At 40.6% G+C, this 16780-nt stretch carries 11 protein-coding genes and 1 tRNA gene; 7 read left to right on the forward strand and 5 right to left on the reverse strand.

Annotated elements, in window-relative coordinates:
- The first annotated feature begins 241 nt into the window (after positions 1-241).
- The 6 genes from RMY31_RS09915 to RMY31_RS09940 all read left to right on the forward strand — a co-directional run bounded on the left by RMY31_RS09915 (position 242) and on the right by RMY31_RS09940 (position 8284).
- On the forward strand, positions 242-1123 hold the full coding sequence (locus RMY31_RS09915; protein WP_322658844.1) for an adenylate/guanylate cyclase domain-containing protein: 882 nt from the start codon (positions 242-244) through the stop codon (positions 1121-1123).
- A gap of 608 nt (positions 1124-1731) precedes the next feature.
- Complete coding sequence (gene kdpA / locus RMY31_RS09920; RefSeq protein WP_322658763.1) at positions 1732-3417, forward strand: potassium-transporting ATPase subunit KdpA; 1686 nt, start codon at positions 1732-1734, stop codon at positions 3415-3417.
- Positions 3418-3539: 122 nt separating this feature from the next.
- Positions 3540-5648, forward strand: coding sequence for a potassium-transporting ATPase subunit KdpB (gene kdpB, locus RMY31_RS09925; RefSeq protein ID WP_322658764.1), 2109 nt, complete (start codon positions 3540-3542; stop codon positions 5646-5648).
- A 167-nt stretch (positions 5649-5815) separates the two neighbouring features.
- Entirely contained in the window at positions 5816-6085 is a 270-nt protein-coding gene (locus tag RMY31_RS09930; protein ID WP_322658765.1) for a potassium-transporting ATPase subunit F, read from the forward strand.
- A gap of 179 nt (positions 6086-6264) precedes the next feature.
- Positions 6265-6867 (forward strand): K(+)-transporting ATPase subunit C, encoded by a 603-nt coding sequence (kdpC, locus tag RMY31_RS09935; protein WP_322658766.1) that lies wholly within the window; start codon positions 6265-6267, stop codon positions 6865-6867.
- 247 nt (positions 6868-7114) lie between these two features.
- Positions 7115-8284, forward strand: coding sequence for a universal stress protein (locus RMY31_RS09940; RefSeq protein WP_322658767.1), 1170 nt, complete (start codon positions 7115-7117; stop codon positions 8282-8284).
- A 315-nt stretch (positions 8285-8599) separates the two neighbouring features.
- Here the strand turns inward: RMY31_RS09940 and RMY31_RS09945 are convergent, their stop codons facing one another.
- Positions 8600-9358, reverse strand: a complete 759-nt coding sequence (locus tag RMY31_RS09945; protein ID WP_322658768.1) for a PEP-CTERM sorting domain-containing protein — start codon at positions 9356-9358, stop codon at positions 8600-8602.
- A gap of 676 nt (positions 9359-10034) precedes the next feature.
- Here RMY31_RS09945 and RMY31_RS09950 point away from each other — a divergent pair.
- Positions 10035-11237, forward strand: a complete 1203-nt coding sequence (locus tag RMY31_RS09950) for an anhydro-N-acetylmuramic acid kinase (RefSeq protein WP_322658769.1) — start codon at positions 10035-10037, stop codon at positions 11235-11237.
- Between the two features lie 65 nt (positions 11238-11302).
- Here RMY31_RS09950 and gltX read toward each other — a convergent pair whose 3' ends face one another.
- The 4 genes from gltX to RMY31_RS09970 all read right to left on the reverse strand — a co-directional run bounded on the left by gltX (position 11303) and on the right by RMY31_RS09970 (position 16402).
- A complete protein-coding gene (gene gltX, locus RMY31_RS09955) occupies positions 11303-12745 on the reverse strand; it encodes a glutamate--tRNA ligase (RefSeq protein WP_322658770.1) in 1443 nt (480 codons plus the stop codon).
- Positions 12746-12915: 170 nt separating this feature from the next.
- Positions 12916-12989: transfer RNA gene (locus RMY31_RS09960), tRNA-Asp, on the reverse strand.
- Between the two features lie 216 nt (positions 12990-13205).
- Positions 13206-14729 (reverse strand): serine/threonine protein kinase, encoded by a 1524-nt coding sequence (locus RMY31_RS09965; RefSeq protein WP_322658771.1) that lies wholly within the window; start codon positions 14727-14729, stop codon positions 13206-13208.
- Positions 14730-14809: 80 nt separating this feature from the next.
- Positions 14810-16402 (reverse strand): serine/threonine-protein kinase, encoded by a 1593-nt coding sequence (locus RMY31_RS09970; protein ID WP_322658772.1) that lies wholly within the window; start codon positions 16400-16402, stop codon positions 14810-14812.
- Positions 16403-16780: the final 378 nt, after the last annotated feature.

A 16780-nucleotide genomic window follows, 5' to 3' on the forward strand; every position in this document is an offset into this window, starting at 1 on the left:
ACTAACTTGTCAATAATTTAGTTAAGATTGTTGCTTATTTTTAAGGATAAGTTGACTTATTCATGGCTGAATAGTTAGCTAATTCATCCTTAAATAAGAGTTTTTTTATTAGAGATAAGTTAATTTATGCGATTGCAGAAAAATCTATTTATTTTGTTTATAATTTTGTTAAGTTTTGCACTTGTATAGATGACTTTGAAATCCTTATTACGTTTTTATTAGGAAATAAGGTGCGTTTTCCCTGGTCTTGGGATATAGCGAAACCGAAGTTGCTAACATGAAATTATTTGACATTATCCATCCCGATTTTCAAGAACACTGTCGGCAAATATTTTATCGCTTGATGTCAGGAGAACAGCTAGAGCAAGTTAAAACTGCATTCATTACTAAGGATGGTCAACCAATCTATCTAGAAGGAAATATTAACTGTAAATTCGTCAGCGGTAAACCAGTTGCCACTCGCAGCATTTTTCGCAAAATTACCCAACAGGTAATAGCAGAAAAAACACTGCATCAGCAACAAGAACAATCACATAATACGTTGCTATCAATCTCCGGCAATCTGCAACAACCAGCAGACAGCACTACGGAAAATTTTACTGATGTCACAGTTTTATTTGCAGACATCGTTGGCTTTAATGAAAGCGCTACTGCAATAAGTGCGATTCAATTAGTAAATTTAGTCAACCCAATTATGACAGTTTTTGATCGCCTGAGCGATCGCTACGGTTTGGAGAAGATTGAGACTATTACTGATGCTTATATGGTAGTTGGACAAGGCTCAAATTGTACTCAAGCGCTCGCCCATATGGCGCTGGATATGCAAACAGCAATCGCTACCTTTAATGCTGAGAATGACCAAAATTTTCACATCAGCATTATTATCCATAGTGACATTGTAGCAACAGAAGTAATAAGTCTAAAAAATTTTATGGATGTTTACTGGGGAGATATAGCAAACACTGCCAGATGTGTGGAATTATCTGGAGTGCTTGGCAAAATTCAAGTTACTGAAGCTCCTACTAAATACTTGCGTGATGAATTTTTGTTGGAAAAATCTCGAGAAATTGAAATCAAAAACAAAGGTAAAATAACTACTTATATTTTGCTTGCTCGGAAGTAATACTAATTCGTAATTCAGACTTATTTAAAATCTAAAATCATATTAAACAAAGCATAATTATTCTTATTATAAAACTTGTAGATAAGTCAGACAAAAAGTTGTCGTAAAATAAAACAATAGCTCAGTGTAATAAATATAAAAATATTAAAAAATATTTTTTACTTGTTTAACTTGAGTATTGAATGTAATTAAAAAATACTTATTTATATCTAAAACATTGTTTAATCACGCAATATTATAATTTTTTGATAACTTCAGTTCTAATTAAAGCTACATAACATTTGTAGTGTAAATTTATACTAAATTTTCAGAACGTGGTTATCATAATTCGTTATAGCTTTTGGAGTAGCTAATTTTTAGAAGGTATTGTATAGACAGATGATGGTAACACGCCAGACAGATAACTCAGAGTAAAATTTAAATATTCTTGACAGAAACTTTAACAAGCACCTAGAAAATAGTAAGGACGGAAAAGAGTAAATCCAGATAAATGGATTGAGGTTATATGAGATATTGCCAAATATCTCACCATCTAATTACCAAGTAGTGAATTTGCTATATCTAATAATCGGCTTTCTAGCCATGCATTGAAATTGAGCGCGAAATAAATGGGACAAGGTTTTTTACAAATTGGCTTGACGTTGTGTATCGCGATCGCAATCACTCCTATTTTTGGAAGATACATAGCGCGCGTTTTCTTGGGAGAAAAAACGCTACTCGATCCCTTAATGAACCCTATAGAGCGGAGTCTGTTCGTATTAGTGGGTGTCCGCAGGAAAGATGATATGACCGGTTGGCAGTATGTTAGAGCCATACTGTACACCAACCTGTTGATGGGCATTCTAGTGTATTCGCTGATCTATTTTCAGAGATTGTTACCCTGGAATCCTAACGGCTTGGGTGCGCCTATTTGGGATATACTGCTGCACACAGTTGTTTCATTTGTGACGAATACCGACCAGCAACATTACAGTGGTGAGACAACCTTAAGTTATTTTAGCCAGGTAGCAGCTTTAGGCTTTTTAATGTTCACCTCAGCAGCTACTGGCTTAGCGGTAGGAATTGCTTTTATTCGCGGGTTGACAGGCAAAAAACTGGGAAATTTTTACGTCGATCTCACCCTAGCTATCACAAGGATATTATTGCCTATCTCAGTAATTGGGGCGATCGCTTTAGTTTTATCAGGCGTGCCACAAACATTACGCGAAACACTGGTTGTTGAGACCTTGGAAGGAAGCACGCAATATATAGCCAGAGGTCCAGTCGCATCATTTGAAACGATCAAAATGTTGGGTGAGAACGGTGGCGGCTTTTTTGGCGTTAACTCTGCCCACCCCTTTGAAAATCCCAATGGTGCCTCTAATCTGATAGAAATCATTGCCATGGTTTCTATTCCCGCATCTTTAATCTACGCCTACGGTATTTTTACCAAAAACATCAAACAGGCTTGGCTCTTGTTCTGGATGGTGTTCGTGATTTTTGTGATTCTGGTTTGGGTGACAGCTGGTGGAGAACAACAAGGCAATCCCCTTGTTAATAACGCTCTAAAATTAGAAATACCCAATTTAGAAGGTAAAGAAGTCCGATTTGGCTGGGCGCAAACAGCTCTGTGGGTAGTAATGACCACCGCTACGATGTGTGGTGCCGTCAATGGGATGCACGATTCCTTGATGCCATCAGGGATATTTTCCACCCTCTTCAACTTATTTATCCAAATTATTTGGGGGGGTCAGGGAACTGGGACAGCTTACCTCTTCATTTACCTAATTCTCACCGTTTTCTTGACTGGGCTGATGGTGGGACGCACCCCAGAATTTTTAGGGCGCAAAATTGAAAAGCGCGAAATCGTCCTTGCTAGCGTGGTGCTGCTGATTCACCCAATCGTAATTTTAATTCCCAGTGCCATTGTATTGGCTTATCCTGTTTCTCTATCTGGAATTACCAACCCTGGCTATCATGGTATTTCCCAAGTAGTTTATGAATATGCCTCTGCGGGTGCAAACAATGGCTCTGGCTTAGAGGGATTGAGAGATAACACCCTATGGTGGAATTTAAGTACCTGTTTTAGTATGTTGGCAGGACGCTACATCCCGATTATTGCCATCCTACTATTAGCGGACAGCATGTCTCGCAAACCAAAAGTACCAGAAACTCCCGGCACGCTGAAAACAGATTCTCTGATATTTACCACTGTCACAGCTGGCGTAGTTCTAATTTTAGGGGTACTGACCTTCTTTCCCGTTTTGGCTTTAGGCCCGATTGCCGAAGGTTTTAAATTAGCCTCTGGCAGCTAAAAAAAGTTAGGAGTTAAGAGTTATAAGTTATGAATTGTGAGTTTTGAGTTTTGAATGAATAATAGCTCCTAATTCTTAATTCTTAATTCCTCACTCCTAACTCCTTACTTCTAACTTGATTTATGAATCCTGTTGCACCTACCCCCAAACCGAAATCATCTCGTTCTCGTCCTAGCGATCGCCGCCAAGCCCGTAAAAAAGCTAGGATCGATACCAGAGGACTCTACCCCAGAGCCATTAGGGATGCTTTTATTAAGCTCAATCCCAAAAATGCAATTAAAAATCCAGTGATGTTTTTGGTTTGGGTAGGGACACTCATCACCCTAGCAGTCACCATCGATCCCAACCTGTTTGGGCCAACTACCCAGAAAAACCCGCGACTTTTCAACGGCTTGTTAACTGGGATTTTATTCTTTACCGTTTGGTTTGCCAATTTTGCCGAAGCTGTGGCGGAAGGGCGTGGGAAAGCACAAGCCGATGCCTTGCGGTCAACCAAGTCAGAAACGATCGCTAAAAAACTTGCCGCCGATGGCACAATTACAGAAGTATCTTCCACTAGCCTGCAACAAGGTGACAACATCTACGTAGTAGCGGGCGATATCATTCCCGCTGATGGGGAAGTCATCATGGGTGTTGCTTCGGTGGATGAATCGGCAATTACTGGGGAGTCTGCACCAGTCCTCAAAGAATCAGGCTCGGATGTTGCCAGTTCCGTTACCGGTGGTACGCGCATCATCTCAGATGAGCTGATTATTCGCATCACTGCCGGCCCAGGCAAAGGGTTTATCGACCGAATGATTGCCTTAGTAGAAGGGGCAGAACGCACTAAGACACCAAATGAAATTGCTCTGACGGTGTTACTAGCAGTACTCAGCTTAGTATTTTTGTTTGTTGTTGCTACCTTACCTGCACTTGCCTACTATGTTAATAGTCCAGTTAGCGTGCCAATTTTAATAGCTTTGTTGGTAGCGCTGATCCCCACGACCATTGGAGGCTTACTCAGTGCCATTGGTATCGCTGGGATGGATAGAGTTGCCCAATTTAATGTGATTGCCACCTCAGGACGAGCCGTAGAAGCCTGTGGAGATGTCAATACTCTAGTTCTCGACAAAACAGGCACAATTACCCTCGGCAACCGCTTGGCAGAAGAGTTTATCCCAATTGACGGTCACTCAATAGAGGAAATTGCTTATATTGCTTTGGTGGCTAGCGTATTCGATGATACACCCGAAGGTAAATCTATTGTCCGACTGGCACAAATGTTAGGCGCAAGATTTGACTTCGACCCAGACCGGGTAGAAGGAGTGGAATTTTCTGCCAAGACGCGCATGAGCGGTACAAACTTGCCTGGTGGACGTGAAGCACGCAAAGGAGCAGTAGGAGCAATTAAAGGATTTGTACGTTCGCGCAACGGAGACGATGATAGCCTAGAACTGGATGCTGCCTATCAACGAGTTTCCCAACAGGGAGGTACACCCCTAGCAGTTTGCTTGGATAACGAAATCTACGGTGTCATCTATCTCAAAGACATTGTTAAATCTGGTATCCGCGAGCGCTTTGACCAGTTAGGCAGGATGGGAGTACGTACCATCATGCTAACCGGGGACAACCGAATTACCGCAGCCGTCATTGCCAAGGAAGCGGGAGTCGATGACTTCATTGCCGAAGCCACACCAGAAGACAAAATCAACGTCATTCAACGGGAACAAGCAGAAGGTAAACTAGTGGCGATGACAGGAGACGGTACTAATGATGCTCCCGCACTGGCACAGGCAAATGTTGGCTTAGCCATGAATACAGGTACTCAAGCAGCTAAAGAAGCAGCCAATATGGTGGATTTGGACTCCGATCCCACAAAGCTAATCGATATTGTCGGGATTGGTAAACAATTGCTGATTACGCGTGGAGCCTTGACTACATTTTCCATCGCCAATGATATTGCTAAGTACTTTGCAATTATTCCAGTTATCTTTGCTGCCGCTAACCTGCAAAGCCTGAATATTATGAACTTGAGCAGCCCTAATTCTGCTATTCTCTCAGCACTGATTTACAATGCTTTGATTATTCCCGCTTTAATTCCCTTAGCTTTGAAGGGTGTGCGGTTTAGACCTCTAAGTGCTAATCAACTACTACAACGCAATATTTTAATTTATGGCTTAGGTGGGGTGGTCGCGCCATTTATCGCCATTAAGTTAATAGATGTACTGATTACGGCAATCGGGTTAGTTTAAGCAAGGCAGGAGACAGAAGGCAGAAGGCAGAAGGAATATTGAATTGTTTCTCCTCATCCCCCTCATCTCCCCACTCCCAGCATGAAGTTCATGACGGCTACTTAAAAATTAAAAATTAAAAATAACTGCCAAGATGGCAGGCAAAAATCCAAAGAAAAAAGAAAATCATGAAACGAGCTGATTTACCAGAAAAGTTTTTGTCGATGGATTTCATCCAGACTGTTTCTGATATTGGGTCACAATGGCGTAGGCACAAACTGCCACTCGCAATTTTTATTGGGCTGTGCTTGAATTTGGTAGTTGCTCCGGTCGTTTATGCTGCTGCTGATGGCATACTGGAACGCCGTTCTGTTTGGGCTATTGGCATTTTAGGTGGAGTGACTCTGGCAGTTGTTGTTTACTTGTTTATAGTCGTTCTTCAGCCAGAACGCTTCTAAGATTGAAGAATTCAGAAGCCAGAATACAGAATTCAGAATCAATTACTGGGGGATTTAGATAAATTAAATATTTAGTGCGATGTTTCACCACTTATTCATCGCAGCTTGGTACAGATATGCTGAATTCTGTTTGATTAAAAATTAAAAACTAAATTTTGAGAGCAAGTAGAAAAGTGTTGATGTCTTTTATTCGAGAAACTAGCAGAGCAATTCGTATTACTCTAATACTTTGGTTGTTGACGGCAATTATTTATCCTTTGGCAATTCTTGTAGTGGGTCAAGTTTTCTTTCCATTTCAAGCTAATGGCAGCGTCATGGTCAATATAGAAGCACAACCTATTGGTTCGACTTTGATTGGTCAGATATTCACATCTGAGCGATATTTTCAAGGTCGTCCTAGTGTGGTGAGATATAGCCAAGGCAGAAAAGCCAAGCCGACTGGTATATCTGGTGCTAGCAATCTGGCTCCCAGTAATCCCGAGCTACTAAACCGAATTATTGAGCAAGCAAATCAATTTCAAGAAGAAAATATTCAACCGACTGCTGATTTAATTTACACTTCTGCCTCCGGTTTAGACCCACATATTTCTTTGATAACAGCGAGGCGGCAAGTGGAGCGGGTTGCTCGCGCTCGGGGTATCAAAGAAGATGAGATATTACCTTTACTTAATAAATATACTGATGGGAGATTTTTATGGATTTTTGGCGAGCCGGGAGTCAATATTCTGCGATTAAATTACGCTCTTGACCTGCAAGAAATTAACCGTCAACAAAATCAATAAATGTAAATGCATACTAAAGGTTAGGAAATTCAAAATTTGCTTATGCAAAATTGTCCTCAATCCCCAATTTGGTGTTGAGCGTACTTTGCGTTTAGATGAAGTCATAGCTGTCTCACAGTGGTAGATAGAGTAGCTGCTTGTAGTCAGATATCGCACTCACATCCACAGTGCGTCAAGTAACACCATTGGTTTTAGCAAAATTTTGATTAACAGCAACAAAAATTACAACTGTATAATTGGCGTTGAGATGTTGGATCGTATTAATACAAGTTTAGTTAGCACTACACCCTTGACTTCTGTGAGTTCTTCCATTTATCCGGCACGACGGGGCAAACACAAAATCTTTATTGGTATGGCTCCTGGTGTAGGTAAAACTTACCGGATGTTGGAAGAAGCACATGCACTTAAACACGAAGGAATTGATGTTGTCATCGGGCTTTTAGAAACCCACGATCGCAAGGAGACGGCAGAAAAGGCAAAGGGACTAGAAATTATACCCCGCAAGCAAGTTCCTAGAGGCGGGTTGACGCTGACAGAAATGGATACCGATGCAATTTTAAAGCGATCGCCTCAGTTGGTGTTAATCGATGAACTAGCTCATACCAATGTCCCTGGTTCTCAAAGAGAAAAACGCTACGAAGATGTCGAAATCGTGTTGGCAGCAGGCATTGATATCTACTCCACAATGAATGTTCAGCATTTGGAAAGTCTGAATGATTTGGTAGCCCGGATTACTGGTGTAGTAGTAAGAGAGCGCATTCCTGACCGCATCCTAGAAGAAGCAGATGAAGTGATAGTAATAGATGTTACACCGGAAACGCTACAAGAACGGTTATTAGAAGGGAAAATCTACGCACCACAAAAAATCCAACAAGCCCTCGATAACTTTTTCCAACGCCGCAACTTGATTGCTTTGCGGGAATTGGCTTTGCGAGAAGTCGCAGACAACGTGGAAGAAGATGCGATCGCCACGACTCCCAACGGGCAATTCTGTAATATTCACGAGCGGGTTTTAGTATGCGTTTCCACCTATCCCAACTCAGTGCAGCTGTTACGCCGAGGTGCAAGACTAGCCAGTTATATGAATGCCCCGCTTTATACTTTATTTGTTGCCAATCCCGAACGCTTTCTTAGCAAAGAGGAAAGCTTGCATATCCACAATTGTGAAAAGCTGTGTAAAGAATTTGAAGGCACTTTTCTTCGAGTTACTAGCCATGATATAGCCCAAGCGATCGCTGAAACAGCTGAGAAATACCGGATTACTCAGATTGTAATTGGAGAGAGTCAGCGAACCTCCTTCGGAGGAGCTTTGCTAACGCGCTGGCAGATCCTTCTCAAGGGTTCTTTAACTCAAAAATTGGTGCGTTTGCTGAAAAACATCGATTTACATATTATTGCTAGCGAAAAAAAATCTTAGCCCCGCATCGATTTTCATCTCAAAGCTAAAATAGAAGCGAAGAATCTTGGCGATCCCTCGCTTCTATATAATGACAAGTTTTATAACTAGCTAAAATAAAATATTAGTATTTTCAGTTCAATTTTATTTAGCTAATCTCGCGCTCACCAAAAATTACTTTGTATTTTATTTTTGATGAGCTATGGGTTTGTCTAATACCAATTCTCAAAATAAAGCTACAGATGCAAACTTATAAACCCAGATTTAATCTGACTTTCCTGATTACAAATTATAAATTACGAATTGGTATAACTTAACTTCGCCTCAACTTTATATTTAGGCAGATTCCTTTACGCTTTGCAATTTTTGGTTCTTGCGCTTGCGTAGAAAAATACCGCCTACAGCTAGCATACCTATAGCAACACTAGGTTCTGGCACGCTAGTAACACGGAATGTGTGGTTGTCGCTTTCAAATCCGCCACCACCGCTCTGAGAAATCACAATTTTGTTAAAGGTATCATTCTTGTTTTGTGAGAAAAACTCAAAGAAGCCATTCTTTTCGCCACCATGCTGCGAAGCAGCAACTGAAGCTGCTGCATTCATCATGTCATACGTAAATTCTTTGATCAAAGTGCTGCCATTGAAGAATTTCAAAGTATTACCACCGCTCAGAGCGCCTGCATCAAAACCAAAGTAGCTAAAAGCATCACTACCTTTAGATTCAATGATGGTATCGTTACCTTGAAAAACCGCTAAATAATTAGATGTGTTTACTTCTGCATGAGCGCCAGAGGGTGCCCAAACATCTGAGTAAATACCAGTTTGCCCAGAATAAGCTGTACTAGAATAGCCACCGTTAGAAAACGAATATTTCACTTGATCGTTGCCTGGTGTTTGACCATTGTTGAAATCAAAAGTTGTATAACCTGCTTGATTTACATTTTTAGAAAAAACACCTTCAGATGTTGTTGTGGCTTGACGATAAGAACCAGGATCGTAGGTAAATCCTATAGCATGTGCCGATCCTGCATAGGTTAACGAAGCGATCGCAGATACAGATAGAGCGGCAAGACAAGCAATTTTTTTGAGAAACATTATTCTAAGCTCCTGTGCTTTTTTATGTGGTACATGAATTATGTGATTAATTCATTCCTAAACAACAGGATGTAATTACTGGATTTAAATTTCGTCTTCAACTCACAGATTTAGTGACTGTTTTAATAAAAAAATCTTCAAAAGCAGTAGTTTTACTTTTAGAAACTGTGAAGAAAATATCTCTAATTAAGCTAAATATGAAAGACTGATAAAATAGAATATTGTGTGTAAAAAACTTGTCTTTTTGCCACTAGTGTTTTTTAAGGACTAATAAAGATTAAAAGAGATCTGGTGTGAAAACTTGAAATAATACGTGCTACTCCATAACAGACATGCAATAGATTAGTACACTATATTGACAATGCTCTGCGGTGCTTTTGTTCCTTGCTGACATAACTGGAACTAGTTGCCATACCATCAGTAAGACAGAGCAAAAGATTAGACAGTCCGAAGTTTAACGCCAAAAATTAGCTTTTTTTAGATTTGTTTAACTGTTTTTAATCCAACCAGCGCTTAATGTAAGCTGTCTATGTTTTGGCTAGGGGTGGCAACTAGCGACAAAACACAGTAGCATCCCTACCTAACAGTTGCACTGGAAATTGATAGATCATTTTTTAAATGGGCAGTAGCATGGATTAGACTATACTCTTGCAATCAACAAAAAGAATCTCTACCAATGCATCCGACTGAACAAGCTGCCATCCCTACTCGCGTTATCGGTTTAATTAGTGGTACATCCGTAGATGGCATAGATGCCGCCTTGGTAGAGATTTCTGGTACAGAATTGGATCTTAAAGTTGAGTTGTTAGTAGGAGAAACATATCCCTATCCTGGCGAGATTAGAGAAAGAATACTGGCAGTTTGCGCTGGGGAAGCCATCTCAATGGCAGAATTGGCAGAACTAGATGATGCGATCGCTTTTGCTTTTGCCCAGGCTGCCCAAAATATTCAAATTGGTCATCAGCCAGCAAAATTAATTGGCTCTCACGGTCAAACAGTTTTCCATCGACCTCCTGGGGACTGGGGATTAGGGACTAGAGACTGGGGACTGGGAAAGAAAAATTCACTCGGTTACAGCCTGCAAATAGGGCGTGGTGCTTTGATTGCCCATCTCACAGGAATTACCACTATTAGTAATTTTCGCGTTGCTGATATTGCCATTGGCGGTCATGGCGCACCTCTCGTGCCTAGAGTCGATGCTTATTTACTCAGTCATCCGCAAGAGGGACGTTGTGTTCAAAATCTAGGTGGTATTGGTAACGTGGCTTATATTCCACCTCGTCGTGATGACTGGCTTGCTAAAATTCGCGGTTGGGATACCGGCCCAGCAAATAGCCTGTTGGATTTGGCGGTGCAGCATTTAACCGCTGGTGCTCAATCCTACGATGAAAGCGGCAAGTGGGCAGCGAGTGGGACTCCCTGTTATCCCTTGGTAGAACAATGGCTGAATCAAGATTACTTTCATTTGCCCCCACCTAAGTCTACTGGTCGAGAGCTTTTCGGCGTAGCTTACCTGCATGAGTGTTTAAAAGATGCCGAACCATACCAACTCAGTCCTGCCGATCTACTGGCGACACTCACAGAACTTACAGTTGCTTCAATAGCTCACAGTTACCAAACTTTTTTACCGCAAATGCCACAGCGGGTACTATTATGTGGTGGTGGTAGTCGCAATCTCTATTTAAAACAAAGGTTACAGTTATTGTTGCCATCAGTGCCAGTCTTGACCACAGATGAAGTCGGTTTAAATGCAGATTTTAAAGAAGCGATCGCTTTTGCTGTTTTAGCCTACTGGCGACAACTGGGTATTCCTGGCAACCTTCCTGCTGCCACTGGCGCGCCTTGTGAAGTTCTTTTAGGAGAAATTCACCAAAAATAAATTTTAGGGGCGCACAAATGCGTGCCCCTAAAATCTCAAATATTTCCAAAATCTGCTAATAATTGCTAATTAGCTGCTGCGATCGCCTGACTCAAACGCAATTTGTCTAAGCCAATCTGATTCAAGAGTAACCAGGATTGGATCAAATCTGGGCCATGAACGTCTCCGGTTAAGGCTGCTCTAAGCGATCGCATCACCAAGCCTTTCTTGACGTTTTGTGCTTTCACCACCTGTTTAATGATGTCCTGAGCGGTTGCTTCTGATAAAGGTTGATTTTCTAAGGCTGTAAGAATCTCCTTCAAAGCAGCAGCAGAACCTTCTTGCTTTAATTGTTGGCTAGCTTCATCGCTAAATTCAACTGTATCGCTGAAAAACAGTTGGCTAATAGCTACGGCATCTACCAAACGAGTCAGACTTTGACTAATTAAAGTTACTAACTGCTCTAACCAAGGACGCTCTCTTCCTTTGTCAAATTGATATCCAGCTTCTTGCCAATAAGGTATAACTAAATCTGTCAATTTATCTATTGGCATGTTATGGATATACTGGCTATTTAACCAATCCAGTTTTGCCCAGTCAAATTTCGCGCCTGCTTTATTGACGCGCTCAAAGTTAAATTCTTTGGCTGCTGCTTCTAAGGTGAATATTTCCTGAGTGGAGTCTGGCGGCGACCAACCCAACAATGTCATATAATTCACTAAGCCTTCAGGGGTAAAGCCCATTTGCTTAAAGTCAGAAATGGAAGTGACTCCATCCCGCTTAGAAAGTTTGCGTCCTTCCATATTTAAAATCAGAGGCGAGTGGGCAAATTCTGGAATTTTTGCCCCTAAAGCTTCATACAGCAGAATTTGCTTGGCCGTATTGGCTATGTGGTCTTCTCCTCTGATGATATGGGTAATTTGCATATCTATGTCATCAACCACAACTACAAAGTTGTACAGTGGCTGACCAATACCTGCTTCTGAGGCACGAGCGATGACCATATCACCACCTAAATCGCTACCTCGCCAAGACATCGTTCCTCGTACTAGGTCATTCCAGACAATTTCTCGCTCATCTGCAATTTTGAAGCGAATCACAAAGCTACGTCCTTCGGCTTTATAGGCGGCTTCTTGTTCTGGCGTAAGATTGCGGTGACGGTTATCGTAGCGGGGAGCTTCGCCTCTAGCTTTCTGGGCTTCTCGTAGTGCTTCTAGTTCTTCAGAGGTGGTGTAGCAGCGATAAGCTAATCCTTGCTCTAGGAGTTTTTCTACCGCTTGTTTGTATAAATCTAAGCGTTGAGATTGGAAAAATGGGCCTTCATCCCAATTCAGTCCTAGCCAACGCAAACCTGTGAGGATATTTTCGGTATATTCAGGACGCGATCGCTCTAGGTCTGTGTCTTCGATTCGTAGAATAAATTTCCCGCCGTGGTGGCGGGCAAACAACCAGTTAAATACGGCCGTTCTGGCCGTGCCAATATGTAAATTTCCGGTTGGACTCGGAGCAATACGGACTCTAACAGTCACAGTTGATTCTCTCTTTCGCAAAGAATGACAAATTTAGCTTATGTCCTGAGTCCGTAAAGATGCGATTCGTCGTGTCTTTACTGAGTCTAGGAACTGTGGACTTTTCGGTACTCCATATTACCTACGTCCAATTCCTATCATACTCAGGACTCAGCACTTATTACTTTCTACGGGACTGACGGGGCTCGAACCCGCAACTTCCGCCGTGACAGGGCGGTGCTCTAACCAATTGAACTACAGTCCCTTAATTGGCAACTTTGTTATTATGCCTATTTTTTTTTAAATTGTCAAGTATATAGGAGTGAATAATTTAAAAGAAGTTGGGAGTTAAAAGCCAGAAGGCAGGAATTACTTTCTTTGTCCCCCCTCATCTTCCTCATCCACCTTATTTTCGCCTGCTTTCTTTTGCGCCTTTTTTGTTGAAGTTTTCTTTCCTAATACTAAGCTCTATTGTAACACATTATATTGAGCCTGATACTACAAACTTTAATTTTGATGCGAGATGCCGTAGTATCCGAGATTGCAATTGTTTGTACTGCTGCTTCAATAGTTGTTTACTTAACTGAGGTTGAGAAGAATGTGGTAGGTTTTTGCTCTGTTCTACCCAAACTTTCAACATTTGCCGCTGGGTAGGATCGATGGGACTGCTAAGAACATTAGCGCAGGAATGGGGTGCTTCGAGGGTAAAGCAAATCAAAGGGTAGCGTTCATTTTCTGCCAATGAATATACCAGCCGCTGAACTTGAGGATTTTGCATGTCTAGGTAGCAGGGTAGCCACTTAGGGCCAAGTTCTCGATTGTAAAGCACTGTCACCCACAGCAGCATTGGGTGCGGGGATGTCACGAAGATAAACTGGTTGTAACGCTGAGAAAGTGAACGTTTTTTAATTTCTTGTTTTGGCAACATCAGCCACAGTGTTGCTATAGTTCCTTGTGTGGTGTCTAGTAACTGGGGAAAAACTATTTCCTGAATCGGTTTATCTTGAGGCCACACAACTTGCCAACAGGCTTGTTCTACTGCTAGAGGTAATCCAGAACCCAAGGGAATGCTAGAAGTGGGTCTTGAGGAAAAAGTTGTGGGGATGGGACAATTGGACTGTTCTAGACTGTTTAATATTTGCAGGATTACGGTGATATTTTGGGGGCGATCGCTAGCTGATTTGGCTAGACAAGCCACGATCAAGTCATTGAGTTGCTTAGGTATTTTAAGCTGGGGATTAATGTCTGCGATCGCTCTTGGTGGTTCAAAGTGATGAGCTTTATACCAAGCACCAAATAAGTCAGTTTCTGGCTTCCAGGGTTTAGCACCTGTAAGCATCTCAAACATCATCACGCCTAAGCTATAAATATCAGAGCGACTATCTAAGTCTCCTCCTTCTAACTGTTCGGGAGAAGAATAGGGTAAGGTGCCATTAAAACCCTTATTTGTGCTGATTGTAGCTGCATAATTTAAAAATTTAGCGATACCAAAATCGAGAATTTTTACTAACTGACCCAATATAGGATCGGGAATAACTAATATATTAGCTGGTTTAATATCTCTATGAACTAATAGATAAATTTTGCCGTCGATATTAATACCTTGATGAGCGCACTGTAATCCTAAACAAATTTGGCGGGCTAGGGTTAAAAACTTGGGTAAAGGCATGGGAATTAAATCTTTTAAACTCCTGCCATTGAGATATTCCATGACGTAGAACGGTTTACCTTCTTCGCTGACACCGTAATCATATGCCCGTACAATATGTATGCTTTTTTGACTCAAAGCTGCACTAGTACGTGCTTCCCGTTCAAAGTCCTTTTGCATTTTGTGGTTTACAAAAGTCTGAGAGAGGAATTTGATGGCAACTGGTATCCCCCCTAGTAAAACATCCTCTGCTAAAAAAACTTCACCCATGCCACCCCTACCAATCAACTGCTTAAGTTGGTAACGATTGGCAAGTAACCCTGTACTGTGTGGTGACACAAATGCACTTTGATTCACTTTTACAACCTCTGCTGTTGCCGCAATTCAAAATTAATAATTCACAATTTAAGATGATATAAACATAATTTACTCACACTTCAATTATGAGCTAAAATTTGTAAAAATCTATCAAACAATTTAGATACCCAATTTCTAAAACTGTTTTTGCTAATTTGTGGGTTTACTGCCAAGTTTTGCAGAATTTCCAACTTGAGTTTTTCGTACTCGGTTTTCAGAATAATTTTGGCTTGGTTGGGCGAAATTAATTCATTTGAGTTGTGATTGATGGCTAACCAATCTGCAAGTTGCTGACGCTGGCGAGCAGTAAGGGTTAAAGTCATAACATGGGCACAACGCGTCGGTTCTTCCAGAGCAAAAAACAGCAAATGATAGTAGCCTGTCTCTGCTAGAATACGGATTATCTTTTGGCCTCTACTATCTTTCATATCTAAGAAATAAGATAGCCACCGCGTCAGAGAAAACTGGGCATCATATAACACTGTTACCCACAATAGCATTGGGTATACATTTATTTTGGCAATAAATTCAGTACCATATGTTTTATCTAAAAACTTGGCAATTTCTTGTTGTGACAACATTGCCCAATAAGTTGGTACAGTACCTTGAGTTGTATGTAACAAATGAGGAAAACCAATTGGAGCAATTGGTTTATTTTTTGGCCAAGCTTTCTGCAAACATTCTTTTTCAGATGCGGAAGTAACAGGTACTAGTTGTACTGTAGATAAGTTTTCTAAATTATCATTATTAATCGACTGATTCTCATGATTTTGCCATCTAACACGCTCTAAAGTTTCTAAAATTTGGCTAATATTTTGTGGGCGATCGCTCACTTCTTTAGCCAAACAACTCATCACTAATTGTTGTAATTCTTGGGGTACTTTTACTTGAGAATTAACTTCTGCAAATGCAGGTGGAACTTGAAAGCGATGAGCTTGATACCAAGTGCCAAAGGAGTTACTTTGCGTATGAAATGGATGCTTACCTGTCAGCATCTCAAACATCAACACTCCCAAACTGTAAATATCAGAGCGCACATCTAATAGTTTGCGTCCTTCCATATGTTCTGGAGAACAGTAAGGTAAACTACCAATAAAAGAATCAGTAAGTGTCATTCCACTACGCTCTGTTAAAAACTTAGCAATGCCAAAATCAAGAATTTTCACAATCTCACTTTTGGCATCTTCAATCAGGAATATATTTTCTGGTTTGATATCTCGGTGAACAATGGGATAAATTTCTCCTTTGAGGCTGATACCTTGGTGAGCGCACTGTAAACCTAAACAAATTTGCTGACAAATGTCCAAAAATTTTGCGATCGTTAACGGCTGAACTTTGAGAATCTGTTTTAAGTTTTTCCCTTGGAGATATTCCATTACATAAAAGGGAGTTTTGTCTTCTGTCACCCCGTAACTCAATACACGAACAATATTTTTACTTTTACGCCCCAATTGAGCGCCGATAAAAATTTCTCTAGCAAAGCGTTGGGATATTTGCTGATTTGCCAAATTCAGCATCAAAATTTTCACTGCAACTGGTATACCACCTTTTGCTGCATCCTCTGCCAAATAAACCCTGCCCATTCCCCCCTTACCAATCAAATCTCTTATTAAATAGCGATTGTTTAAAAACTTTCCAATATAAACATCTACTTCTATTTTTGGCTTTAGCATATTTGGAAATTTTACGCTATAAAATAATTTATAATACCCTGAAAATTATCAAAATAATTTCCCTCAACTCTTAATTATATATAGTAAAAATTTTCAGAAAATTACAGAATTAATCATGGTAGATAAAAATAACTCAAAGAAACAGTTAACTTTTCATAAATTTAATTCAAAGTCTTCTGCAAAATTTCTTAAATATTATGTAACATATTAATTAAGCAAAACGTATGGGAAAATTTACTGAATCCATTAATATGCTGGACTGATTCGCTTTCACACAGCAGTAAATCCACGTAAAAAACCATGAAAAGCATGAAAATATCAAGGAGTTTTGCCTTGACTCTATGATATAAACGTGTAACTATTACTCAAGTATTGATA

Origin of the sequence: Dendronalium sp. ChiSLP03b (assembly GCF_034531165.2) — a bacterium.
Classification (GTDB): Bacteria; Cyanobacteriota; Cyanobacteriia; order Cyanobacteriales; family Nostocaceae; genus Dendronalium; species Dendronalium minutum.